Origin of the sequence: Corynebacterium simulans (assembly GCF_001586215.1) — a bacterium.
In the GTDB taxonomy this organism is placed as follows: domain Bacteria; phylum Actinomycetota; class Actinomycetes; order Mycobacteriales; family Mycobacteriaceae; genus Corynebacterium; species Corynebacterium simulans.
The window spans coordinates 1,825,224-1,848,256 of sequence record NZ_CP014634.1 but is presented as its reverse complement, the minus strand read 5'-3'; the positions used below and the strand labels follow the sequence as shown (position 1 = coordinate 1,848,256).

20 protein-coding genes are annotated in these 23,033 nt (G+C 61.4%); 6 read left to right on the top strand and 14 right to left on the bottom strand.

Annotated elements, in window-relative coordinates:
• The first annotated feature begins 3 nt into the window (after positions 1-3).
• A complete protein-coding gene (locus tag WM42_RS08575) occupies positions 4-1,251 on the top strand; it encodes a lipase family protein (protein ID WP_062037167.1) in 1,248 nt (415 codons plus the stop codon).
• Between the two features lie 108 nt (positions 1,252-1,359).
• Here the strand turns inward: WM42_RS08575 and WM42_RS08570 are convergent, their stop codons facing one another.
• The gene (locus WM42_RS08570) at positions 1,360-4,080 is read right to left on the bottom strand and encodes an ATP-dependent Clp protease ATP-binding subunit (protein ID WP_062037163.1); all 2,721 of its coding nucleotides are present in this window, start codon (positions 4,078-4,080) and stop codon (positions 1,360-1,362) included.
• A 251-nt stretch (positions 4,081-4,331) separates the two neighbouring features.
• Here WM42_RS08570 and WM42_RS08565 point away from each other — a divergent pair, with 251 nt between their 5' ends.
• Both WM42_RS08565 and WM42_RS08560 read left to right on the top strand, forming a co-directional pair.
• Positions 4,332-5,735: a hypothetical protein gene (locus WM42_RS08565; RefSeq protein WP_062037159.1), complete on the top strand. Its 1,404-nt coding sequence runs from the start codon at positions 4,332-4,334 to the stop codon at positions 5,733-5,735.
• 13 nt (positions 5,736-5,748) lie between these two features.
• Positions 5,749-6,375, top strand: a complete 627-nt coding sequence (locus tag WM42_RS08560) for a hypothetical protein (protein WP_062037156.1) — start codon at positions 5,749-5,751, stop codon at positions 6,373-6,375.
• Between the two features lie 7 nt (positions 6,376-6,382).
• Here WM42_RS08560 and WM42_RS08555 read toward each other — a convergent pair whose 3' ends face one another.
• Positions 6,383-7,807 (bottom strand): MDR family MFS transporter, encoded by a 1,425-nt coding sequence (locus tag WM42_RS08555; protein WP_256366446.1) that lies wholly within the window; start codon positions 7,805-7,807, stop codon positions 6,383-6,385.
• A gap of 175 nt (positions 7,808-7,982) precedes the next feature.
• On the opposite strand from WM42_RS08555, the gene WM42_RS08550 reads away from it, so the two are divergent.
• Both WM42_RS08550 and WM42_RS08545 read left to right on the top strand, forming a co-directional pair.
• Positions 7,983-8,423 carry a hypothetical protein gene (locus tag WM42_RS08550; protein ID WP_062037152.1) on the top strand — a complete coding sequence of 147 codons (441 nt, stop codon included), beginning with the start codon at positions 7,983-7,985 and terminating at the stop codon, positions 8,421-8,423.
• A 67-nt stretch (positions 8,424-8,490) separates the two neighbouring features.
• Positions 8,491-9,540: a serine/threonine-protein kinase gene (locus tag WM42_RS08545; RefSeq protein ID WP_062037149.1), complete on the top strand. Its 1,050-nt coding sequence runs from the start codon at positions 8,491-8,493 to the stop codon at positions 9,538-9,540.
• A 122-nt stretch (positions 9,541-9,662) separates the two neighbouring features.
• On the opposite strand, the gene lysS is transcribed toward WM42_RS08545, so the two are convergent.
• The gene (gene lysS, locus WM42_RS08540; protein ID WP_062037146.1) at positions 9,663-11,240 is read right to left on the bottom strand and encodes a lysine--tRNA ligase; all 1,578 of its coding nucleotides are present in this window, start codon (positions 11,238-11,240) and stop codon (positions 9,663-9,665) included.
• A 165-nt stretch (positions 11,241-11,405) separates the two neighbouring features.
• On the opposite strand from lysS, the gene WM42_RS08535 reads away from it, so the two are divergent.
• Positions 11,406-13,496 carry a PhoX family protein gene (locus tag WM42_RS08535; protein WP_062037143.1) on the top strand — a complete coding sequence of 697 codons (2,091 nt, stop codon included), beginning with the start codon at positions 11,406-11,408 and terminating at the stop codon, positions 13,494-13,496.
• Between the two features lie 351 nt (positions 13,497-13,847).
• Here the strand turns inward: WM42_RS08535 and WM42_RS08530 are convergent, their stop codons facing one another.
• Genes WM42_RS08530 through hpt form a run of 11 tightly spaced genes read right to left on the bottom strand, consistent with a single transcriptional unit; the run spans position 13,848 to position 23,033 of the window.
• A complete protein-coding gene (locus tag WM42_RS08530) occupies positions 13,848-14,762 on the bottom strand; it encodes a 2-dehydropantoate 2-reductase (RefSeq protein ID WP_062037140.1) in 915 nt (304 codons plus the stop codon).
• Between the two features lie 10 nt (positions 14,763-14,772).
• Positions 14,773-15,540, bottom strand: a complete 768-nt coding sequence (locus tag WM42_RS08525; RefSeq protein ID WP_061924708.1) for a pantoate--beta-alanine ligase — start codon at positions 15,538-15,540, stop codon at positions 14,773-14,775.
• Positions 15,537-16,208, bottom strand: a complete 672-nt coding sequence (locus WM42_RS08520) for a 6PGD fold domain-containing protein (protein WP_201040757.1) — start codon at positions 16,206-16,208, stop codon at positions 15,537-15,539. Before WM42_RS08520 ends, WM42_RS08525 begins: the two co-directional genes overlap by 4 nt.
• Positions 16,209-17,240, bottom strand: a complete 1,032-nt coding sequence (locus WM42_RS08515) for a DUF6779 domain-containing protein (RefSeq protein WP_062037137.1) — start codon at positions 17,238-17,240, stop codon at positions 16,209-16,211.
• 37 nt (positions 17,241-17,277) lie between these two features.
• Entirely contained in the window at positions 17,278-17,742 is a 465-nt protein-coding gene (locus tag WM42_RS08510) for a DUF3180 domain-containing protein (RefSeq protein ID WP_061924713.1), read from the bottom strand.
• Complete coding sequence (gene folK, locus WM42_RS08505) at positions 17,739-18,206, bottom strand: 2-amino-4-hydroxy-6-hydroxymethyldihydropteridine diphosphokinase (protein ID WP_062037134.1); 468 nt, start codon at positions 18,204-18,206, stop codon at positions 17,739-17,741. The genes WM42_RS08510 and folK overlap by 4 nt, the downstream gene beginning before the upstream one ends.
• A gap of 2 nt (positions 18,207-18,208) precedes the next feature.
• Positions 18,209-18,583, bottom strand: coding sequence for a dihydroneopterin aldolase (folB, locus tag WM42_RS08500; protein WP_061924717.1), 375 nt, complete (start codon positions 18,581-18,583; stop codon positions 18,209-18,211).
• Positions 18,583-19,494: a dihydropteroate synthase gene (folP, locus tag WM42_RS08495; RefSeq protein WP_062037131.1), complete on the bottom strand. Its 912-nt coding sequence runs from the start codon at positions 19,492-19,494 to the stop codon at positions 18,583-18,585. Before folP ends, folB begins: the two co-directional genes overlap by 1 nt.
• 2 nt (positions 19,495-19,496) lie before the next feature.
• Positions 19,497-20,087 carry a GTP cyclohydrolase I FolE gene (gene folE / locus WM42_RS08490; protein WP_062037128.1) on the bottom strand — a complete coding sequence of 197 codons (591 nt, stop codon included), beginning with the start codon at positions 20,085-20,087 and terminating at the stop codon, positions 19,497-19,499.
• Positions 20,077-22,419: an ATP-dependent zinc metalloprotease FtsH gene (gene ftsH, locus WM42_RS08485; protein ID WP_062037124.1), complete on the bottom strand. Its 2,343-nt coding sequence runs from the start codon at positions 22,417-22,419 to the stop codon at positions 20,077-20,079. The genes folE and ftsH overlap by 11 nt, the downstream gene beginning before the upstream one ends.
• A gap of 26 nt (positions 22,420-22,445) precedes the next feature.
• Positions 22,446-23,033, bottom strand: coding sequence for a hypoxanthine phosphoribosyltransferase (hpt, locus tag WM42_RS08480; RefSeq protein ID WP_061924728.1), 588 nt, complete (start codon positions 23,031-23,033; stop codon positions 22,446-22,448).

The following is a 23,033-nucleotide window of genomic DNA, read 5'->3' as shown; positions in this document are numbered from 1 at the left end:
TCCGTGAATTTCCTGCGCCTTCTTACCCCTACTGTCACCAGCTTGCTCCTCTTTGCACCGAGCATGCCGGCTCAGGCTGCGCTGAGTTCTGGCTCCTCTATGGCGGGTTCCTCGCTCAGCAGCGCCCTCGTGGCGGATTTCTACGAAGATGAGCCCGAGGGCGTCGCCAATGCTGAGCCCGGCACCGTGCTGCGCCGCGAGAACATAGCGCCCGGGGTCGAACGCATTCTTTATTCCTCCCGGCTTGAAGATGGCACTCCCACTTATGTTTCGGGCACCGTCATGGAGCCGACTGAGCAGTGGGAAGGCCCGGGTGAGGCTCCCACGGTGGTGATGGCTCCGGGCACCCGGGGAATGGCGGATAGTTGTGCGCCTTCGCGAAGCAAAGACTTTTTAGGCCCGGTCTCGTTGTTGGGTTCTTCCATCAATGTCAACTATGAATCCCCGTTGTATTCCAAGTTCTTGGACCGCGGAATGCGCCTGGTCATCACGGACTACATTGGTTTGGGTACCCCGGGCGTGCACACCTATGCCAACCGCCTTGAGCAAGGACACGCGCTTATCGACGCCGCACGGGCCGCCGCATCTGGGCCCGTCGCGTTCTTTGGCTATTCCCAGGGCGGCGGTGCCGCAGCCGCCGCGGCTGAGCTCGTTCCGGAATATGCGCCGGAGCTAGACCTACGTGCGACCTTTGCGGGCGCTCCTCCGGCAGACCTAGTGAAGGTGCTCGCCGGTTCCCCAAGGCTTGGGCCGAACTTGGCCTATGCCATTGAAGGATTTAGCGCCCGTTCGCAGGATTTTTCCGCCGCGGTTGATGAGTACTTCAATGCGAAGGGCAAGCACTGGTTGGAAGAAAACTCCCGCTCCTGCATCGTGGATTCCTCGATGCGCTGGTCCATGACGGATCTGTCCGAGCTCACCGACACTGGAGTTTCGATGAGTGAGTTCATTACCTCGGATGAGCGGGTGCGCTCCGTGCTGGAAGCACAACGCATCGGCAATCTGCGCCCGGCCGGCAAGGTTTTGGTGGGCAGCGCGCCCAACGACGACATCGTGGACCACGCCCAAGCAATGCAGCTAGCCACCGACTGGCAGGAGCTCGGCGGTGAAGTAGAAACCCTCGAAGACCGCGGCGGTGCACTCTCCTCCCGCGTTGCCGGCGGTCACATCGCAGGTCTTATCGGACAATATGAACCAGCAATCGATTGGCTCGAAGAGACCCTAAGCACCGAAGCAGAATCTGCAGAGTAGAGCAGAGAACAGAAACTAAGCGAATCTAGAAGAAGGCAAACGAAAGGAGCGCCTGCGTACTCATGTTGTACGCAGGCGCCCCTTTTGCTTTTCAGCTAGCGGCGAGCCTTAGAGCGGCTGGCCAGCACCAGCTGCTGGTGGGTTGCCCTCGCCGTCGTCATCATTGGACTCTGGCAAGACGTCGCTGGAGAGGATATCCGGGGTGTCGGTGGAATCTGCAGCGGTAGTCTCTTCCTCGTTCTCGCGCACCTCAGCGTCAGCGAGGTCATCCTCAAAGGTGCCCTCCGGCAGTGGGCGTGGACGCGGCGTGAAGGTGAAGGTGGCCTTGGAGTTGTCCTTGGACTCACCATCCCAGTTCTCCACGTCGACGGTGATGATTTCACCGGCGCCGATTTCGCCGAAGAGAATCTTCTCAGAGAGCTGATCCTCAATCTCGCGCTGGATGGTGCGACGCAGCGGGCGCGCACCGAGGACTGGGTCAAAGCCGCGCTTTGCCAGCAGGTCCTTTGCTTTCTGGGTCAGCTCGATGCCCATGTCGCGCTCAGCCAGCTGCTTCTCCACGCGGCCGATGAGAAGCTCAACCATCTCGACGATCTGCTCCTGAGTGAGCTGGTGGAAGACCACGATCTCGTCGATGCGGTTCAGGAACTCTGGGCGGAAGTGCTTCTTCAGCTCATCGTTGACCTTGTTCTTCATGCGCTCGTACTGCGCATCAGCGTCGTTCTCAGAGGAGCCGGTGAAGCCCAAGCCTACGGCCTTGGAAATGTCCTGGGTGCCCAGGTTCGAGGTGAAGATCAGAACGGTGTTCTTGAAGTCCACGATGCGACCCTGACCGTCGGTCAGGCGGCCATCCTCGAGGACCTGCAGCAAGGTGTTGTAAATCTCCTTGTGGGCCTTCTCGATCTCGTCGAAGAGAACCACGGAGAATGGCTTGCGGCGAACCTTCTCGGTGAGCTGGCCGCCCTCTTCGTAGCCGACGTATCCCGGAGGAGCACCGAAGAGGCGGGACGCGGTGAAACGGTCGTGGAACTCACCCATGTCGATCTGGATGAGGTCATCATCGGAGCCGAACAGGAAGTTAGCCAGGGACTTGGAAAGCTCCGTCTTACCAACGCCGGACGGGCCGGCGAAGATGAAGGAGCCGGAAGGACGGCGTGGGTCCTTGAGGCCTGCACGGGTACGGCGGATAGCACGGGAGACGGCCTTGACGGCATCGTCCTGGCCAATAATGCGCTTGTGCAGCTCCTCTTCCATGTGCAGCAGACGGGAGGATTCCTTCTCCGTCAGCTTGAGCACAGGGATGCCGGTCCAGTGCGCCAGAACCTCTGCGATTTGGTCCTCGCCTACCTCGGCGATCTCCTCGAGGTCGCCAGAGCGCCACTGCTTTTCCTTCTCCGCGCGCTCTTCACCGAGCTTGCGCTCCTGGTCACGCAGGCCAGCTGCCTTCTCGAAGTCTTGAGCATCGATGGCGGTTTCCTTTTCCTTGCGCACCTGGGCAATGCGCTCATCGACCTCACGCAGGCCTTCCGGCGCGGTCATGCGCTTGATGCGCATGCGGGCGCCGGCCTCGTCGAGGAGGTCAACTGCCTTGTCCGGCAGGAAGCGGTCATTAATGTAGCGGTCAGACAACGATGCCGCAGCCTTCAGTGCTTCATCGGTGTAGGAGACGCGGTGGTGTGCCTCGTACTTATCGCGCAGGCCCTTGAGAATCAGGATGGTGTCATCCAAGGATGGCTCGTCCACCTTGACCGGCTGGAAGCGACGCTCCAGTGCAGCATCCTTCTCGATGTGTTTGCGGTACTCATCGAGCGTGGTTGCACCGATGGTCTGCAGCTCGCCACGGGCCAGCTTCGGCTTCAGCAGCGAAGCAGCATCGATAGCGCCCTCTGCGGCACCTGCACCAACGAGGGTGTGGATCTCATCGATGAACAGGATGATGTCACCGCGCTGGTTAATCTCCTTCAGGACCTTCTTCAGGCGTTCCTCAAAGTCACCGCGGTAACGGGAACCTGCAACGAGGGAACCCAAGTCCAGCGAGTAAAGCTGCTTATCCTTCAGGGTCTCTGGGACCTTGCCGTTGACGATGTCGAGAGCCAGGCCCTCAACGACGGCGGTCTTACCAACGCCCGGCTCACCGATGAGGACCGGGTTGTTCTTGGTACGGCGGGAAAGCACCTGCATGATGCGCTCAACCTCGGACTCGCGGCCGACAACTGGGTCAAGCTTGCCGTCCTTGGCTGCCTGGGTGAGGTTACGGCCGAACTGGTCCAGCACCAGGGAGTTGGAACGCTCACCGGAACCCGACGGCGCGGTGCGGCCGCCAGAACCAACGCCGGCGCCAGCGCCGACGGGACCGCCCTGGGACTGGCCGTCATTTTCACCATTGCCACCCTCGTAACCAGAAAGCAGCTGGATAACCTGCTGACGCACGCGTGGCAGGTCAGCACCGAGCTTGATCAGCACCTGCGCAGCAACGCCTTCACCCTCACGGATGAGGCCGAGCAGGAGGAACTCGGTGCCGATGTACTTGTGGCCCATCTGCAGGCCCTCGCGCAGGGAAAGCTCCAAGACCTTCTTAGCGCGTGGGGTAAACGGAATGTGGCCGGTGTGCGGCTGGGAGCCGTGGCCAATGATTTCCTCAACCTCGCGGCGCACGTCCTCGAGCGAGATGCCCATGGACTCGAGGGCCTTTGCGGCAACGCCTTCACCCTCATGGATGAGGCCGAGCAGGATGTGCTCGGTGCCGATGTAGTTGTGGTTGAGCATGCGTGCTTCCTCCTGCGCCAAAACGATGACGCGGCGAGCACGGTCAGTAAACCTCTCGAACATTGCCTTATACCTCTATGCTTTCGCTAATAATGTGTCATCCACTCTAACGCGCTGACTGGACATGCAATTCGCCGTTTTTAAAACCCACCCATCTATATACCCATTTCCCCAGCTCACACCACTGTACGCCGGTAGCGAACAGGAAGTTTATGCCACTTGTATGCCCCTTTTCGCTTAGCGATGTCCGTTTGGCCGTTACTCTTAATTAAGAAACGCACCCTATACCGCTTGCCTTTAAAGGATGAATCCCTGTGAAAAAGCTCCCTGAGTTCTTCTCTACTCAGCATCAACTTCGTCAGCTTTCCGTAATGGACGAATCCCCGGTCTCCACGCTTTTCGGTGTCGTGGACTCCTCTAATAAGCCAATGACGGTCGAGCTTTTTGAGCCCAACCACCGCGGTGCGGTTAAGCAAGCCTCCGCGCTTTCCGACGTCCACCATCGCTCCATCGCCCCGCTCGTCGGCACCGGAACCACAGAAAAGGGCCAGGACTTTCTGGTGCGCGCCGCACTTTCCGGAGAGGCGCTTTCTGCCTTCACCGGCTCTGGCCTAGGCGCGCAGCATCTCACCAAGACCGAGGCGCTTTCAGTTTTTACTCCTTTGGCCGAGGCAATGGATTACCTGTTGCAGAACAACCAGGCGGGCTTTGCCATGCATGCGCTGCATCCGCGCCGCATCATGGTTACGGGTTCGCGCAGCAATGCGGTGCTGTGTGCGGTAGGCCCGGGCGTGGGCAACGTCACCGCTGAGCAGGTCACGCAGCGCTTTGCGGAGCTCATTAAGTCTGCGCATCCGGAGTTCAAGCCAGATTCCCAGTTCAACTCGGCTGGCTCGGTTATCGACGCCCTGCGTCACGCCTCTACTTCCACGGGTACCGCTGCAGCGGGCGTCGCTGCAGCGGGAGCAGCTGATGCCGCAGGTACAGGTTTTGCTTCCCAGTTCGCCAGCCCGCAAGCTGCGGCAACCCGCGAGCAAACCCACCCGCAGACGCAGCCTCAGCCAGCGCAGCAGGCCCCGCAGCAGCAGATGCCACCGCAGTACATGCCGCAACAGCAGCCGATGATGCAGCAAGGCCAGTACCAGCAGGGGTTCCAGCAAGGCTACCCACAAGGCCAGCCGCAGGGGCAGATGCAGGGCCAACCACACGGCGCGGAATTTGCTACACCGGTTGCAGAAAAGAAGTCCGGCTCTGGCAAGAAGACCGGCCTCATCGCGCTGTGCGCCGCACTGGCAGTGGTCGTTCTCGCCGCCGCCGGCATCTTCTTCTTCAAGCAGTACCCGGGCTGGAACGATGATGAAAGCAACCTCGCAGAGGCCTACCCTGGCCTGCTGGGCTCGCGCAGCGGCACCTCCGGCTATGGCGATACCAAGTGCCACCACCGCGAGCCGGAGGAAGGCCAGCTGGCGAAGATCACCTGTGAGGGCGAGGACCTAAGCTATTCTGTCGCCTCCTACGAATCCGTGGAAGCCCGCGACGCCATCCTGCCTTCTGATCCCACCGAGCTTTCCAATGGTCAGTGCACCGTCCAGAGCTTCGAAGCCCCGAACGCCGAGGAGCCGACCTATTACATGGCAGTGCCTGGCACCCAGTCCGCCTTCATTATCTGGGGCGCAGACGCGGAGAACGCGCGCCTAAAGATGCAATTGTGCGCCTAAAGGAGCAGCGACCATGGATAAATCGCAGGAAAACAAGACCATCTACATCGCGGTTGCCGTCGCAGTCCTAGCACTTATTGCACTGGTAGGTGGCAGTGTTCTGGCCATGCGAATGCTAGGCGGTGCCAAAGAAAATGCGCAATCCCAGCTAGCCCCACTTGCCGAAGCCCCTACAACTGAGAGCACCGCGAAAGAGGATGAGAATTCTAAAAGCAGCCGACGCACTGAGAGCGAGAAATCTGAAGAAGCTGCAACCATAACCGAGACCGTGGAGCAGACGGTCACGCAGGAATACACGGCTCCTGCAACTAAAAATTCCAGCTCGGACTTGCCCGCTGGATTTAATCCTTCCGCCGTTGCTTGCGACGGCCACGGCGTGCTCATCGTCGATTCCGTCGTGGCCGGAAGCCCGGAAGAGGCCCTTCCACAGCTTGAGCGCTCAGTCGCTGCCTACCCCGGTGCGGAATACTACAACCCAGGTATCTGCCCATCTGTGCGCGGCGAGGTAGCAGAGGGCAAGGTCTACCCGGTGGTCATCGACTATGGCTTCGACACCGATAGGCTGTGCTTCGCTGCTTCCCGCCTGGGTGGCAACCCGCGTATCCTCTCCAACCGTGCGGAGTTCCTCTCCCCCTGCTAGCTAGAGGCTAATCCTGCGGAACTGGGCGCAGCATCGGCGCGAGCACGAGTGCCACAAGCGATGCGACGGCCGCGAACAAGAATGCCCAATGCGTGCCCTGTGCGGTGGCGACGGCTTCGTCCATGCCCGCCTCCATGCCAGCAACAGTGCCGCGGGTCAAGAAAACCACTAGGAAGGCCGTGCCCATCGCACCGGCGAGCTGCTGCAGAGTGTTCATGATTGCCGAGCCATGCGAGTAGAGCTCATTCGGCAGCGAGGACAAAGCCGTAGTCATAAGCGGAGTCATCATAAGGCCAATACCCACCGCAAAGGTCACGTGCATGACCACCACAAGCCACACCGGAGAGCCCTCCCCCAGCGTTGCCATCGCGCCAAGCCCCAACACCAGCAGGATGGCGCCGGGAATCATCAACGGGCGCGGGCCATGAGAGTCATAGATGCGCCCCACAAATGGCGAGACAAGGCCCTGCAGCAGGCCGCCCGGCATCACCACCAGGCCAGTAACCAAGGCGGAAACGCCGAGGGAGGTTTGCAGGTAAATCGGCAAGACCGTCACCGAGCCCAGCATCAGCCCAAAGGAAACCAGCATGATGACCACGGCAATCGTGTAATTGTGCACGCGGAAGGGGCGCAAGTCCATCAGCGCGTGGTTCTCCTTGCCCAACGCTAGCTGTCGCTTAGCAAAGACAACCAAAGCCACCGCGCCCACCACGGTGGCGATAATTTCCACCAGGCCGTCGCCTTCCAGCATCTTTTCGATGGATGAAAGCCCGTAGACCAGCCCGCCGAAGGCGAATACCGAAAGCACCACCGACAATGGGTCCAGCGGGGTATCGCGGCTTTCCCCGACGTCGACAAGCTTGGCCATGCCCGCTACCACCAGCAACGCCATCAGCGGGGCCATCGCCCAGAAGATGAAGTGCCAGCTCAAAGCATTAACAATCGCGCCGCCCACCGTGGGGCCTAGGGCGGGAGCCACCGAAATGACAATCGAGATGATGCCCATCACCGATCCACGGCGCTGCGGCGGAACCAGGGTCATAGCCACCGTCATCAACGTCGGAATCATTAGCGCCGTGCCCGCCGCCTGCACCACGCGTCCGCCAAGCAAGACCAAGAAGGCTGGCGCCGGCGCCGCAATCACGGTGCCGGCGAGGAAGAGTCCGGTCGAAGCAAAGAAGATCTGCCTGGTGCTAAAGCGCTCCAGCAGGTACCCCGTGGTGGGAATGACCACACCCATGGTCAGCATGAAACCCGTGGTCAGCCACTGCGCCGCCGTCGCCGGGATGGAAAAGTCTGCCATGACGGCAGGCAATGCCACCGACAACGAGGTCTCGTTCAAGATCATAATCATGGCGCCCAAGACCAGAATCGTGAGGTTAATAACTACGTCGCGGGACAAGGAATCGGGAGCAGAAGAATTTTGGGACACGAAGACAGAGATTAGGGCAGTCCCGCGCGCATCTTGCAGCAAGACCAGGCGTTTGTGAGAAAAGACACTTCAAAGGCGATCTGGGGAGTTCTCCCGAGTGCGGCAATGTAGTTGGAAAGATGATTTAGCCGTACACCGCCATTTTCTCCACTTCTTCGAATCGGACGGAGTGTGATTGGTCAAAAACATCGGCAATTTCCTGACCGTCACGATGTCTTCGACCAGCAACCGCGCTTATTCTCCTATCCGCGTTGTTCCCCAAACCACCGCCATCATTCCACTTGGCTCCTCGCTTTTGCGTTTTTCCACCAAGATGATGCGCTATGAATTAGAGCTCGTGCAGGGCACCCCTGTCACAGAACCCGAGGTAGATAGCCTGCCAAACGCAGAATTTACCCGGAATACTTTCGAGCCCAATTACGAGCAGCGCCGCGTGCTCGAAGCTCTCGCGCGCCCGCTTCTCAAGGATCCCAGCGCCGTGCCGCGCGTGGTGATTCCTTCTACCAAGGAACTGGCCGAGGAATCGACGAGCGCTACACCGACATCCGCCTCATCGCTGAGGGCGGCATGGGGCGCGTGTACTACGCGCGCCAAAAGGACTTGGAACGCGACGTAGCCATCAAGGTCATCAAGGCCACCCCAGCCCCGATGCACGCGAGCGTTTCCGCGCGGAGATGCGGCGCATGAGCCACCTCAGCCACTCCGCCATCGTTCCGGTTTACACCGGCGGCACGACGGAAGGTTTGCCCTATTTTGTCATGCGCTACGTAGAGGGCGGCACGCTTTACGACGTCCTGAAGGTCCGCAAGGCCGCAGGGCTCCACTTCGACTTGGCCGAGGTTGCTATCTATCTCGAACCTATCGCACAGGCATTGGACTACCTGGCCAGCCTTCCCACGCCGGTTGTCCACCGCGATGTGAAACCCGCAAATATCCTGGTCCCCGATGATCCGCGCCCCTCGGCGACGGTCCTGACAGACTTCGGTATTGTGCTCTACGAAGAGGATAATCGCATCACCTCCGAGGGCATGCGCGTGGGCACGGATGCCTATTTGGCACCGGAGCTCTATCCGACGTCGCTTAGCGCAAAGGCGCCCTCCGCCACCGCGGCGAGCGATCGCTATGCCCTCGCACTCATCGCGCTAGAAATGCTCACACTGGAGAATCTGCGCGAGCACTACAACCAGCAGCAATGGGCGCATTCGCGCCTGATTCCGGAAATCACCGCGCAGGACTTAGGCCCGCGCAACCAAGACTTTGCTGAGCACATCAACACGGTGCTGCACAAGGCTCTCGCGGAAAATCGGGCGCGCCGCTATACCAGCGCACAGGAGTTCATCGAGGAGCTGACCACGCCCACCGCTACCCCGCGGCGCAAGAGTACAGCGCGCAAATGGCTTCTAGCCGCGATGGTACTCGGTCTCTGCGGCATCGGCGTGGCCGGTGCATGGAATTACCTAGCCAAAGAAGACTGGAGCGGAACGCAAAAGGAAATCGCAGCAGAATATCCCCAAATTGTGGGCGAGAAGGAAGGCGGCACCGGCTGGGAAGGCCTGAAATGCAACCCGCAGGAGGTGGCAGCGGAGGCGCCGATGGAGGCGTCGATAAGCTGCTCCAGCCCGCGCCAGCAGATAAGCGTGCTGGAATTTGCCTCCTCCGACGCGCGCAGCGATTTCAAAAAGCCTCCCCTGGGCGGGGTAGTGCGCGCAAGGAAGGCGATCGCTGCAGCTTAGAGGTCGTGGCTTATGCAGACGACCTCACCGGATTCTACCCCGACGGAAAACACTCGAATTTTGTGATTTTCTATCGGGGCGAGCTGGAATCCGCAGCCGAGATTCCAGCCTGCTAAAGCCGTCTACTTTTCCGGTTTCACGATTGGGAAGAGAACCGTCTCGCGGATGCCCAGGCCGGTAAGTGCCATGAGCAGGCGGTCCATGCCCATGCCGGTACCGGCTGTTGGAGGCATACCCTGCTCCATGGCGGCCAGGAAGTCCTCGTCGAGAACCATGGCTTCATCGTCGCCGCCGGCGGCCAGGCGGGCCTGATCCTCGAAACGCTCGCGCTGGATAACCGGGTCCACCAGCTCGGAGTAGCCGGTGGCCAACTCGAAGCCGCGGACATAGAGATCCCACTTCTCGGTAACGCCCGGGATGGAGCGGTGCTGACGGGTCAGCGGGGAGGTCTCAACCGGGAAGTTCTTGACAAAGATTGGGCCCTCGAGCTGGTCCTCGCACAGGACTTCCCAAATCTCCTCGACCAGCTTGCCGTGGCCCCAACCGCCGTTCTTTGGAACGTCCAGGCCGATGACCTTGGCAATCTCTTTGAGCTCTTCCACGGTGGAGTCGATGGTGACCTCCGGCTGGCCCGGGAACTTGCGGGCAAGTGCCTCGTTCAGGGATGGGTACATCTCGATCTCCGGCCATTCCTCGCCGCCGAAGTCATACTCGGTGCCATCAGCCAAGGTGACCTTGTGGGAGCCGAAGACGGCCTCGGCCACAGCCTGGATGGACTCGCGGGTGGTGCGAGCACAATCGTTGTAATCGCCCCAGGCCGCGTAGGTCTCTAGCATGGCGAACTCCGGAGAGTGGGAGCGGTCGACGCCCTCGTTACGGAAGTTGCGATTGATCTCGAAGACGCGGTCGATGCCGCCAACGACGGCGCGCTTCAAGTACAACTCCGGCGCAATGCGCAGGTAAAGGTCGATGTCGAGAGCGTTGGAGTGGGTCACGAACGGGCGAGCTGCCGCGCCACCGTGCAAGGTCTGCAGCATCGGGGTCTCGATCTCGACGAAACCCTGATCCTCCATGTAGTTACGCAGCGCGCGCATGACCTTCACGCGGGTCATCGCGTTCTTGCGAGCCTCCTCGCGCACGATGAGATCGTTGTAGCGCTGGCGCACGCGGGTCTCTTCATTCATGTCCGCGAAGGAAACGGGCAGCGGGCGCAGGGACTTCGCCGCCATGGTCCACTTGGTCGCCATGATGGAAAGCTCGCCGCGGCGCGAAGCGATGACGCGGCCGCGCACGGAGATGAAGTCTCCCAAGTCAACGTCGGATTTCCAGGCAGCCAGCTGCTCTTCGCCGACCTCGGCCAAAGAAAGCATGGCCTGTACCTGGGTGCCGTCACCGTCCTGCAGGGTGGCAAAACAAAGTTTGCCGGTGTTGCGCATGAAGATAAGGCGGCCGGCGATGGCGTGCTCGATCTCGGTCTCGTCGCCTGCGTGCAGGTAGGTTACGTCGGCTTCCTGGCCCGGCTCTTGGTCTTCTGCCAGGACTTGGAACTTGTGGCGAAGGTCCTTCATGGCAATGGTGCGGTCAACGGTGACCGGGTATGCCTCGGTGCCTTCAGCCAGCAGGCGCTCGCGCTTTTCGCGGCGGATGCGCAGCTGCTCAGGGACGTCGTTTACTTCGGGGGTATTCTTCTGCTCGCTCACGATTGTCTAGGGTAGTCGATCCCCTTAAGACAGTGTGATCTCGTACCCGTTTAACGAGTGTTCATTCAAATGACATTTCGATTACACAGGCTGTAAATGCAGATGCGCTTAAATATGCTCCGGCAAACCTCATGACTTAAAACATGAAATCAGGAGCATCACATTATGGCACTCAAGGGCCTTAACCTTTTTACTTCCTCGCGTTCCTCGCTGACCTGCACCTACAAGTGCGGCAACGCCTGCTTGGGCGAATGCGATAACCCTTCCAACAACTCCTACTTCGGTGACCGTTTCACCACCCCGCTTTCTCGCCGTACCGCACTGCGCGCGGGCGGCCTCAGCGTGGTTGCAGTAGGCGGTTCGGCAGCCTTGGCCGCCTGCTCTGGCGACGGCGCTGGCCCGGGTGACTCCGAGGGCAACGCAGGTGCCGGCAAGACTACCGAGGCCAACGTCGAGCTCACCTCCGCAGAGGGCATGCAGTTCGATGCGGTCCAGCCAAACACCAAGGACGAGGTCGTTGTACCGAAGGGCTACGAGCAGTCGGTGCTCATCGCCTGGGGTGACCCGGTGATTGAGGGGGCACCGGAATTCGACGTCGATAAGCAAACTGCGGAAGCTGCGAAAAAGCAGTTCGGCTTCAACAATGACTTCGCGGGCCTCATCGAGCACCCGGACAACCCGGAGCGTCTGGTCTACATGTGCTCCCACGAGTACACCACCGAGCCGATGATGTTCCCGGATTATGACCCGGAGAACCCCACCGAAGAGCAGGTCAAGATCGGCTGGGCTGGCCACGGCCACACCATCCTGGAGGTCTCCAAGGTTGGCGATACCGGCGAGCTCAAGCGCGAGTTCGGCCCGCTAAACCGCCGCATTACTGCAACTACCCCGTTCCAGCTGGTTGGCCCTGCTAAGGGCAGCGACCTGGTCAAGACCAAGGCCGATCCAAAGGGTGAGACCGTAAGCGGCACGCTGAACAACTGCTCCGGCGGCGTGACCCCATGGAACACCATGCTGTCTGGCGAGGAGAACTTTGACCAGTACTTCGCTGCTGGCGATATCAAGGACGAGAAGGCAAAGAAGTCGCTGGAGCGCTTCGGTATTGAGGACAAGGAAACCGCCCGCAAGTGGGAGCGCTTCGACGACCGCTTCGACTGCTCCAAGGAGCCAAACGAGCCAAACCGCTTCGGCTGGATCGTTGAGATTAACCCGCTGGACCCAACCTCTACTCCGGTCAAGCACACCGCGCTGGGCCGCTTCAAGCACGAGGCAGGCAACATCCACATCGCTGATGACGGCACCGTGGTCTGCTACTCCGGCGATGACTCCCGCTTCGAATACATCTACAAGTTCATCTCCACCAAGAAGTACGAAGAGGGCAACATCGAGCACAACCTCTCCATCCTGGACCACGGCACCCTGTACGTCGCCGTGATGGAGGGCAACTCCCCTGAGGACGAAATCGACGGCTCGGGCGTTCTGCCTGAGGACGGCGCCTTCGACGGCAAGGGCAAGTGGGTCAAGCTGCTGACCTCTGACACGGAGAACAACAAGTTTGAATCTCACGTTGATGGCTTCAGCGCGGAAGAGGTTGCGATCTTTACCCGTGAAGCTGCTGACAAGGTGGGGGCTACCAAGATGGACCGCCCTGAGGACATCCAGGTCCACCCGGATTCCCACAAGGTCTACGTGGCGCTGACCAATAACTCCTACCGCGGCGCTACCGGCGAGAACGCCAAGAAGAACAAGGAAGATGCCAAGGAATGGGCTCCAGTCAAGGAGAACAAGAACGGCATGGTCATGGAAATTGATGATGACCACGTCGGCGAGTCCTTCACCTGGAACCTCTTCTTGGTTTGCGGCGACCCGAATGAAGCCAACACCTACTTCGGCGGTTTCGATAAGTCCAAGGTCTCCCCGATTTCCTGCCCGGACAACCTGGCCTTCGACAACCACGGCAACCTGTGGATTACCACTGACGGCAACGCACTGGACAGCAACGACGGCCTCTATGCGGTCACCACCAGCGGCGATACCCGCGGCGAGCTGAAGTGCTTCCTCACGGTTCCGGCCGGCGCAGAGACCTGTGGCCCAATCGTTGACGACGACCGCGTCATGGTCAACGTCCAGCACCCGGGCGAGGCTGACGACGCCACCTTCGACGCCGCGACCTCCCACTGGCCTGACGGTGGCAAGACCACCCCGCGCCCGGCCGTGGTTGTGGTATGGAAAGACGGCAAGATTGGCGTTAACTAGCTCGCTCTCCTTTTCGCCGCTCGCCTTTGGCCGCTGCCTAGTCATTTGGCCACCACCTCACCATTTGGCTGCTGCCTAACTAAATGGTGAGGACCAAATGGTGAGGTCACCCAACAATAATCACTCTGGTCAACACAGGCCTCAGTGGTTACGGGGTGACCTCACCATTTGTATTTGTGGCGCGCACTACCTCGCCGCTGCTCCACCACTTTCCATTTACCCAGTCCTGGATACCAAGACCTCAAGGTCGCGGTCCGGGCGCGAAAAATGACAGCGCACCGCGAACAGGAGGTCTGGGTTTCCAGGGGTGCAGTTCCAGGCCTGGGTGTTTGCTCAGTGAGGGCGGGCGCGCTAGTTGCGGAGCTGGGCCTCCAACACGTCCTGAGCAAAGTCGAAGAGCGGGGTCGCAACTCCAGCGCGCTGGCCCATCCGGCGAATGGCGCCGACCTGGGCATCGAGCTCGTTGGGCAAACGGTCCTTGATATCACGCTGCATTGATGTCGTGGCCTGCGGATACTGTTCGCGGGCGAAACCCATCGTCTGCTCCACCACGTTATTCGGCAGCGCGACGTCCAACGCTCGAGCGACAATCTCGACCTCGCGCATGAAGGCCTCCAACTGCCCCGGGATTTCGTCGACGAGGTAACCAATCGACCGATCAACCAATGCGCCCAAAGTGCCCGTGGTGGTTACGAACATGGCCTTGGCCCACACATCGACCAATGGTTCCGCATGATATTTGCCCCGGGCGCCGGCTTCGTTCAAAGCAGCAGCCAACTGCTGCCCCACCGGAATCGAGCCCGCCATCGGGCCGAATGCCAAGCTCAACGGACCGGGGTTGCGCTTAATCTTCGCCGGCCCTAGGCGGGTCGCGAAGACGCGAGCAACACCAGCCAGCACATTTCCCTCACCGAAACGAGCTGCAGCCAAGTACGGAATCTCCACCGAATTATGAGTGGTCACCACGGGAATACCCGTGAGCGATTCCGGATCAGGGCCGAAAGTGTCATTCCCCGGCAGCGCTTTCGTGGCGATAATCGCCACGTCGAGTCCGCCCAATTGCTCAATTAGCTCGGCAAACGTTTCCGCCGCCGGTGGGGAGGGGATGAGGGTTTCGTTATCGGAGGCGTCGATAAGCGTGAGCCCCGAGTGCAGGGCTTCAAGGGTCTTGCCGCGGGCTACGTAGCCCACCTCATGGCCTGCCTGCGAAAGAGTGCCGCCAAAGTAACCGCCAATGGCGCCTGCGCCCAGAAATCCAATCTTCATGGATCCCAGACTAGCTATCTTGGTTCTCCAAATTGCGGAAACCGATACCCAATGGCAAGCCGACGCTATCGATCAGCCGCACCCCGCCGAGTGTGGCCGCGACAAAGAGGCGCGCGTCGCCCTCAGCCGGCGGCTCGCCCAAGTCACGGCCGCGCAGTTCCAAGTACTCCGGTTCCACACCTGCAGCAGCCAGCACCTCGCGCGTTACCTCAAGTACCTTCTCAGCACCAGATTCGGCCGCATAGGCACCCGCGGTCAGCGCCGCCGACAACGCACTAGCTTGCTCGCGAGCCTCCGGCGCCACGTCCGCATTGCGCAGGCTCATCACCACGCCATCAGCCATGCGTACCGCCGGCACGCCCTGGACACGCACGCCCAAGTGCAGGTCGGTGCACGCCTGCTGGGTCGCGACGAGCAGCTCGTAATCCTTCTCGCCCATGACGACGTCGCTTGGCGCAAGCGCACCAATCAGACCAATAATGCGCGTTAGCTCAACGCTAATGTCCTCCATGCCATGCCACTGCGGCACGATCCGCGTGCGTTCGGGGGCTTGGGGCGCATGCCAGACGACGTCGACTTCGCCAAGCAGCTGCGCATCCTGCAGGTCGGTGAGCGCCACGACGACCACCGCGCCGCGAATCCGGCGGGCGGCCTGCACCAGCGCCAGATGCCCCGCGTGCACGCCGCGACCCAGGGGAACCAGAACCACGCGGCGGCCGGTCTTGCGGTAGGCGCTGCCCACCATGCGAATGCGTTCGATGTCCTCGACGATGTTCATCGGTTCTCCTCCTGTAGCGCCCACATTTCTAGTTCTTCGCGGCGAAAGACCTCGCCGAATCGACGGGCCGCTTCGACGAAGGCGCGGCGCATTCCGGGCTCGGTGATGCCTCGATACGCCGCGATGATTTCGGCGCTTTCGGCCGCTTCGAGGGCCTCGGCGCTTTTGACCAGAGTCTCGCTGAATACATCCTCGTTCGCGCGCACGGCCAGCTCGGTCATCATCTGGGCATAGTACACGCGGGCGGCAAACGCGGGCCTTTCGCTATCGCTTAGCGACGCCCCGCTGGCTTGGAACTCCCCCAACACCAGCTCGGCGATGGTTTGGCCAAGCTCGTCGATAGTCGTGGTGGCCCAGCGGCGCGCATGACACGGCGCGATGGCGGCGACGACGCAGCCGCGAGTCTCTAGGGGATCGAGCACCTGCACTCCGCGGGAAAGGCAAGTGTGAAAGACGATGAGGCCGTCGTGCACGTAGGTTTCGAGCATGTCGACGGCCTGCTCCAAGCGGGCATCGCCAAGCGCGATGATGAGTGCTTGATAGTCCTGTAGCTCGGTTAGTTCTGTGAGCGACTCCACGGTGTGGCCGACCATGCGCATCTCCTCAGCGAGAAGCTGGCCGGCTTGCGAGTTTCCGAAGAGCGCGACGCGCATCCGCGGTGCGCGCATTTACTTCTTCTTTTTCATTGCGGCCATGAGCTCGGCCACTGAGACAGAGCCCTCGCGTGCCTCGTCGCTACGGCGACGGCCGCGGGATCCTTCCTGCTCCGGCGCGCGGTGCTTATGGCTAGCGTGCTGCGCCGCCCTTGCCTGCTGCGGCTGCGGCTGTGCCTGCTGGCCCTGCTGGCCATCCCAGCGCACGGTCTGGAAAGAAGCGGTGTCGAAAGTAGACTCCGGGGACTTCTGCGGCTGGCCGCCTGGGAAGTGCTGGCTCGGCTTTGCGGAGGCCGGCTTAGCTTGCGGCTGGGAGACCGCTTGCTGGCGTTGCGGCTGTTGTGCCTGCTGTGCCTGCTGTGCCTGCCCCTGCGCTGGGAAGGTCGGACGGCCGAAGTTCTGGCGGGCGCGCTCCTGGGCCTGGTGCTGCGCCTGCTGCGCCTGCTGGGACTGCTGGGTCTGCGCCTGCGCCGGCTGCTGAACGCGCTGTTGGACCTTTTGGGAGATGATGTCATCCAGCGGGTTGTGCTGCGGGGTGCGGGCGCTGGGCTGGGAGCCGAGGCGGCCGGCGACGGCGTCGGCAGTTGGCGCACCCTTGGAAGCCTGGGTGAAGTTGACCTCTGGCTCGCGGGTCTTTTCCTCAAGCTCCATGATGCGACGTGCCTCTGCGTGCAGCGCGGCTGGCTCATAGGTGAACTCGCGGCCAGACAGCTCCTCAATCTGGGCGCGGATGGAGGCCAGCTCCCGCCGAATTTCCTCCATAATGTCGGAATCGCCCTGGGTTGGCTCGACCTTGCGGGCGCGCTCAGATTCCAGCAGCGCGGCCGATTCCGCGGCCTCGCGGCGGTAGCGCACCACCATGAAAAAGCCCAGGACAGCCGCCCACAATGCGGCGATGAGCGCCAGTTTCAAAGCACTAGCAGAGCCCGAAATGAGCATGACCAAGCTGGCGATGACGGCCAAAATCACCAGTGCAATAAGGCCAATCGAGCCGGCGTCTGCTTTCTTGGGGGCGGATTGCTGTGGTTCAGGGGTCGGAGCAGTCATGGAAACCAATTTACAGTCCGATCCTTTAATTAGCCCACTAAGTCTGCCCCAGCGCGTCGGGCGGCACCTCGCAGTGGCGTTCCAAGACCACGCCAGCCACTGCCATGGCGATGCCGCCGAGAGCGGAAGTCAGCACGCCCGTAAGGTCACTAGCGGCGGCCACCAGCTCATTCGCATGAGGAAGCACATAGACCAACATGCCCAAGTAGCCGCCGCCGACGATGGCGCCGGTCCACGCCGAGGCTTTGCCCACGAGCAGAAACTGCGCGATGGTCATGGGATTGAGCTGCGAGTTATCTAGACCAATACCGTGTTCTTTGCTCTTGGCTTGGCGCACCTTCCACGTCAAAAAGACACACACGGCCGTCACGGCCCACAGGGAAATGGAGACAGTCGCCGGGATGGCCAGCATGGAGCCATAAAAGCGGGAGGTCAAAATCGCAGCCGCAGCGGCAACGAAGAGCCCTACTCCGACAAGCCAGCCTATCGACGTCCGCTTCATGCCAGCTTCACCTGCTCTACCTCGGCCGGGTCGAGCGCAGCGATGAGGTCTGCAACCGGGGTATCGCCAAGCCGCGCATCTGGGTCCGCAGCCAGCCATGGCACCAGCACGAAGGCGCGCTCGTGGGCATAAGGATGCGGAAGCGTCAGTTCCGGATCGCTAGAGGTCACGCCTTCTACCTGCACGATGTCCACGTCCAGGGTGCGCGGGCCCCAGTGGCGCACGCGGACGCGCTCGGCGGCCTGCTCAAGGGCCTGGCCGCGGCGCAGCAACTCCAATGGGCTCTCCTCTACGTCCACGATGAGCACCGCGTTAAGGAACTCGTCCTGGTCCGTAACACCCCACGGCGGGGTGGAATAAATGGGCGAGGCTGCCACGGTTTCCGCGGCGAACTCGTCGAAGACCGTCTGCAGCAATGCGCGGCGGTCATCCATGTTGGAGCCAATCGAAAGTACCGCGCGCATCGTCACTTGCCTCCTCGCATGCTCTTTCGCGAGCGACGCGCCACGACGGCGACGTCGGCGAAGGTGCGCGGAATCGGCGCCTTCGGCTTATGAATGGTCACCTCGACCGCATGCAGCAGGTCATAACGCTGCATCACGGTATCGGCCACCTCGTTGGCCACGGTCTCGATGAGATCGCGCGACGGGCCCTCGACGATGTCCGCCGCGACGTCGGCAAGCTCGGCGTAGCTTACGGTGTTCGCAAGGTCATCTGTGGTTGGGAACTCAGTCCAGCAGGTGATGTCCACCAGGAAGGGCTGACCCTCGCGCTTTTCTTCTTCGAAGACACCGTGGTAGCCAAAGCACTCCAGGCCGGTCAGTTCGATGCGGTCTGCCATTAGCGGTTTCCTTCCTTAGACGCAGCGCCGTTGGTGTAGCTGCGGGTGGCGTTTACGCCGCCAGAATAGGCCAAGCCAGCGTTCCACGCGGCGGCGACGTCGACGGCATCGCGGGAGACGCCGACCTCGTGCACGCGCACGCCCCACGCGCCCATTTGCGCGGAGATTGCGGTGACAGCGGCGGTGGCGGGATCGGCGAGCACGGGCGAGGCTTCCGCGCCGCGGTCCTCACGGATGGCGGCGAGGAAGCGCTTGCGGGAAGCGCCCACGAGAATCGGAAACTCGCCCTCAAGGAAGCTCGGCAGTGCCTTCAATAACGCCCAGTTATCCTGCGGAGTCTTGGCAAAGCCCAGGCCCGGATCCAGGACGATGTTGTCAGCGCGCACGCCTGCTGCAAGGGCGGCGTCGCTCAGCTGCGCTAGGCGTTCGTGCACGTCGCGCACGACATCGCCGCCATGGTCCGCACTGCCGGCGGCGGAGCCGAACTGTACGGTACGCCAGTGCATCAGACACACGGGCAGCGCGCTATCGACCATCACGGCCAGCATGTCAGGGTCCGCAAGCCCGCCGGAGACATCGTTGATGAGGTCCACGCCCGCGCTTGCCGACGCCGCCGCCACCGACGCACGCATCGTATCCACGGAGGTTTTGATGCCCTCCTCGTGCAGCGCGCGGATGACCGGAACCACGCGGTTTTCCTCGTCCTTCGCGTCCACGCGGACTGCGCCGGGGCGGGTGGATTCGCCGCCAACATCGATGATGTCTGCACCCGCCGCGACCAATTCGCGGGCGTGCTCAATCGCGGCGTCGATGTTGAGCCACCGCCCGCCGTCAGAAAAAGAATCCTCGGTGACGTTCACGATTCCCATGACCAGCGTGCGGCCCGGGACGGTCAAGTCACTGACAGTCATTTCTAGCTCCTAATAAGGCTCATTACCTCAGCGCGGGAAGCGGCATTGGACTTGAAACCGCCGCGGACGGCCGAGGTCGTGGTGGTAGCGCCAGGCTTGCGGATGCCGCGCATGGCCATGCACAGGTGCTCGCATTCGATGACCACGATGACAGATTGCGCGTGGAGGACCTCCACCAGGGCATCGGCAATCTGGGAGGTCAGACGCTCCTGGACTTGCGGACGCTTGGCGTACATATCGGCCAGGCGGGCTAGCTTGGACAGGCCGGTGACCTGGCCGTCTGGGCCCGGGATGTAGCCGATGTGCGCCACGCCGTAGAAAGGCACCAGGTGGTGCTCGCAGGTGGAGTAAATCGGGATATCGCGCACCAAGACCAGTTCTTGGTGCTCCTCGGCGAAGGTCTTGTGCAGGACCTCGGTTGGGTCCGCGTGCAGGCCGGCGAAGACTTCCTTGTAAGCGCGCGCGACTCGGGCTGGCGTCTCCTGCAGGCCCTCGCGGTCGGGGTCCTCCCCTACTGCGATGAGCAACTCGCGGATCGCTGCCTCCGCGCGGGCCTGATCAAATTCGCCCCTGGCGGGGATGTTATTGCTCATCTGAATCCTTGTAGGGACTGGCCTGGCCCTGGTTGCCAGAGCGAGGCGCGTTGTACGGGTTATTGGCACGCTGGTTCTCGCCGAAGCTGGACCACTGGTCGCGGTCAGGCTGCGGCTTGGCGTGGCGGCTGCCGACGCGGGGAATTTCGGTGGTCGGGCGGTCGCTCGGGGCCTGGCCAGCGGGAGTTTCGGGAGCCGGAGCAGGCTGTGCCGGCTTTTCGGCTTGTTTTTCTTCTGGTGCGAAGAAAGTGTTTTTCTCGCTATCGACCTTGTCGCCCGCGTGCTGGCCAAAGTTGAAGCCAATCTCGCCGGTGGGCTGTGGGTCCTGGCCTGCTAGGCGACGCTCGCGTGCCGCACGGGAAGCCTCAACCAAAGTCATGCGCGGTGGCAGCTCCTCGCCGCGTTCCTTGGCCAACTCGGCCGGAGTCTTGACTGGCTCGCGGCCAGCCTGGCGCGGGAAGCGATCGTCCTCGTTCGGGAAGACGTCGAAAGCCGCGCGTGGCTCGATGCCCTCAAAGATGCCCTCCAGGTCGGGGCGACGGAGGGTCTCCTTGTCCAGCAGCATCTCCGCGAGCTTATCCAGGTAGTCGCGGTGCTCCGCCAAGATGTCGTAGGCCTGCTGATGCGCGCGATCCAACAAGTAGCGCATCTGCTCGTCGATGCGGGTAGCCACGTCTTCGGAGTACTCGATGGAACCGCCGCCCATGCCGTAGCCGAATGGGTCGCCCTGCTCCTTGCCGTATTTCACGGTGCCAAGGTCCGGGGAGAAGCCGTACTCGGTCAGCATGGAACGAGCGATCTTGGTGGCGTTTTCAATATCAGAGGAGGCGCCGGTTGTCGGCGCGCCGAACACGAGCTCCTCGGCAGCACGGCCGCCCATGGCAAAGACCAAGCGGGAGAAGAGCTCGTCGCGGGTGTACATGCCCTTGTCGTCTTCCTGCGAGGTCATCGCGTGGCCACCGGTGCGGCCACGGGCCAAGATGGTGACCTTGTAAACGCGCTCAATGTCCTTGAGCGCCCAAGCGGCCAAGGTGTGGCCGCCCTCGTGGTACGCGGTGACCTTCTTCTCGTGCTCGGAGATGATCTTGCCTTGGCGGCGCGGACCGCCGACGACGCGGTCGGTGGCCTCCTCGAGAGCGTCATAAGTAATCACATTGCCGCCAATGCGGGCGGTCAAAAGTGCAGCCTCGTTCAGGACGTTAGCCAGGTCCGCGCCGGACATACCGGCGGTGCGCTTGGCCAGCTGGGCGACGTCGACTTCCTTGGCCAAAGGCTTGTCCTTAGCGTGGACGCGCAGAATCTCCTCGCGGCCAGCCAGGTCTGGGTTAGTAACCGGAATCTGGCGGTCGAAGCGGCCCGGGCGCAGCAGCGCCGGGTCCAGGATGTCTGGGCGGTTGGTGGCCGCGATGAGGATGACGCCCTCGCGGTCGCCGAAGCCGTCCATTTCCACCAGCAGCTGGTTCAGGGTCTGCTCGCGCTCGTCATGTCCGCCGCCGGTGCCGGAGCCACGCTGGCGGCCCACGGCGTCAATCTCGTCGACGAAGATGATGCACGGGCTGTTTTCCTTCGCCTGCTTAAACAGGTCGCGCACGCGGGAAGCACCCACGCCGACGAACATCTCCACGAAGTCCGAGCCGGAGATGGAGAAGAAAGGAACTCCCGCCTCGCCCGCAACGGCGCGGGCCAGCAGCGTCTTACCTGTGCCGGGAGGGCCGTAGAGCAACACGCCGCGCGGAATCTTCGCGCCGAGGGCATGGTAGCGCTCGGGCTCGTCCAAGAAATCCTTGATTTCCTGCAGCTCGTCCACTGCTTCATCGGCACCAGCCACGTCCTCGAACGTGTTGGTGGGCATGTCCTTGGTCAGCTCCTTGGCCTTGGAGCCGCCGATACCGAACATCCCGCCGCCGTTTTGCTGCATGCGGGACATGAACCAGAACAGGAACGCGAACAGGATGATCATCGGCAACAGGAAGCTGACCATCGAGCCCAGGAAAGATTCCTGGGTGACCTTGGTCTGGTACTTCTCCGCGCCGGAGTCCTTAACAGAGTTAAAGATCTGTTCGCCGGCGCGGGCCGGGTACTTGGCGATGATTTCTTCGACGCCCTCGCGCTCTTCCACCGTCACTGGCTTTTTGAGCTTGAGGCGCAGCTGCTGTTCGCGGTCGTCGATTTGCGCCTCAGCGACGTTTTTGTCCGTCAGCTGCTTGACCGCTACGGATGTCTCCACCTGGACGTAGTTGCGTGCATCGTTGGTAAAGAAGGTGAATGCATAAAGCGCTACGAGTACAAGCGCTGCGATTCCGCCGTAGCGAAGGAGTTTCTTGTTTTTCATTAGTACCTATTTGTACCTAGTAATCCCTATTTGTTGGTGTAGACGTCTGGATGCAAGGTGCCGACGTAAGGCAGGTCGCGGTAACGCTCCGCGTAGTCGAGACCGTAGCCGATGACGAACTCGTTCGGAATATCGAATCCAACATCGAACAGATCGATCTCGGCACGAATGACCTCCGGCTTACGCAGCAAGGTGACCACCTCGAGGGAGCGCGGGTTGCGGCCCTTGAGGTTGCGGATCAGCCAGGACAGGGTGAGGCCAGAGTCGATGATGTCCTCAACGATGAGAACGTCGCGGCCTTCGATGTCGCGGTCAAGGTCCTTCAAGATGCGGACCACGCCGGAAGAGGAGGTGGCGTTGCCGTAGGAAGAAACCGCCATGAACTCCATCTGGGAAGGAATAGACAGCTTGCGCGCGAAGTCCGTCATGAAGAAAACGGCTCCCTTGAGCACGCAAACGAGGATGAGTTCTTCCTCTGCGTCCTTATATTTAGCGGCTACGTTATCCGCCATTTCCTGGATTCGTGCTTGCAGCTCTTCCTCGCCAATGAGGACGGCTTCGACGTCTTTGCCGTAAGCATTTGCTGGGACGTTGAAATCTTTTTTGTCGTGCAC

What these genes read in the sequence shown, in the direction of transcription:
- WM42_RS08515 (WP_062037137.1), bottom strand. Translation starts at nt 17,240, where the DNA reads ATGACTGCTCCGACCCCTGAACCACAGCAATCCGCCCCCAAGAAAGCA.
- folK (WP_062037134.1), bottom strand. Translation starts at nt 18,206, where the DNA reads ATGCGCGCGGTACTTTCGATTGGCTCCAACATGGATGACCGCCGCGCA.
- WM42_RS08530 (WP_062037140.1), bottom strand. Translation starts at nt 14,762, where the DNA reads ATGAAGATTGGATTTCTGGGCGCAGGCGCCATTGGCGGTTACTTTGGC.
- WM42_RS08535 (WP_062037143.1), top strand. Translation starts at nt 11,406, where the DNA reads ATGGCACTCAAGGGCCTTAACCTTTTTACTTCCTCGCGTTCCTCGCTG.
- WM42_RS08545 (WP_062037149.1), top strand. Translation starts at nt 8,491, where the DNA reads ATGAGCCACCTCAGCCACTCCGCCATCGTTCCGGTTTACACCGGCGGC.
- WM42_RS08520 (WP_201040757.1), bottom strand. Translation starts at nt 16,208, where the DNA reads ATGCGCGCACCGCGGATGCGCGTCGCGCTCTTCGGAAACTCGCAAGCC.
- WM42_RS08560 (WP_062037156.1), top strand. Translation starts at nt 5,749, where the DNA reads ATGGATAAATCGCAGGAAAACAAGACCATCTACATCGCGGTTGCCGTC.
- folP (WP_062037131.1), bottom strand. Translation starts at nt 19,494, where the DNA reads ATGACTGTCAGTGACTTGACCGTCCCGGGCCGCACGCTGGTCATGGGA.
- folB (WP_061924717.1), bottom strand. Translation starts at nt 18,583, where the DNA reads ATGGCAGACCGCATCGAACTGACCGGCCTGGAGTGCTTTGGCTACCAC.
- WM42_RS08570 (WP_062037163.1), bottom strand. Translation starts at nt 4,080, where the DNA reads ATGTTCGAGAGGTTTACTGACCGTGCTCGCCGCGTCATCGTTTTGGCG.
- WM42_RS08510 (WP_061924713.1), bottom strand. Translation starts at nt 17,742, where the DNA reads ATGAAGCGGACGTCGATAGGCTGGCTTGTCGGAGTAGGGCTCTTCGTT.
- WM42_RS08525 (WP_061924708.1), bottom strand. Translation starts at nt 15,540, where the DNA reads ATGAACATCGTCGAGGACATCGAACGCATTCGCATGGTGGGCAGCGCC.
- folE (WP_062037128.1), bottom strand. Translation starts at nt 20,087, where the DNA reads ATGAGCAATAACATCCCCGCCAGGGGCGAATTTGATCAGGCCCGCGCG.
- ftsH (WP_062037124.1), bottom strand. Translation starts at nt 22,419, where the DNA reads ATGAAAAACAAGAAACTCCTTCGCTACGGCGGAATCGCAGCGCTTGTA.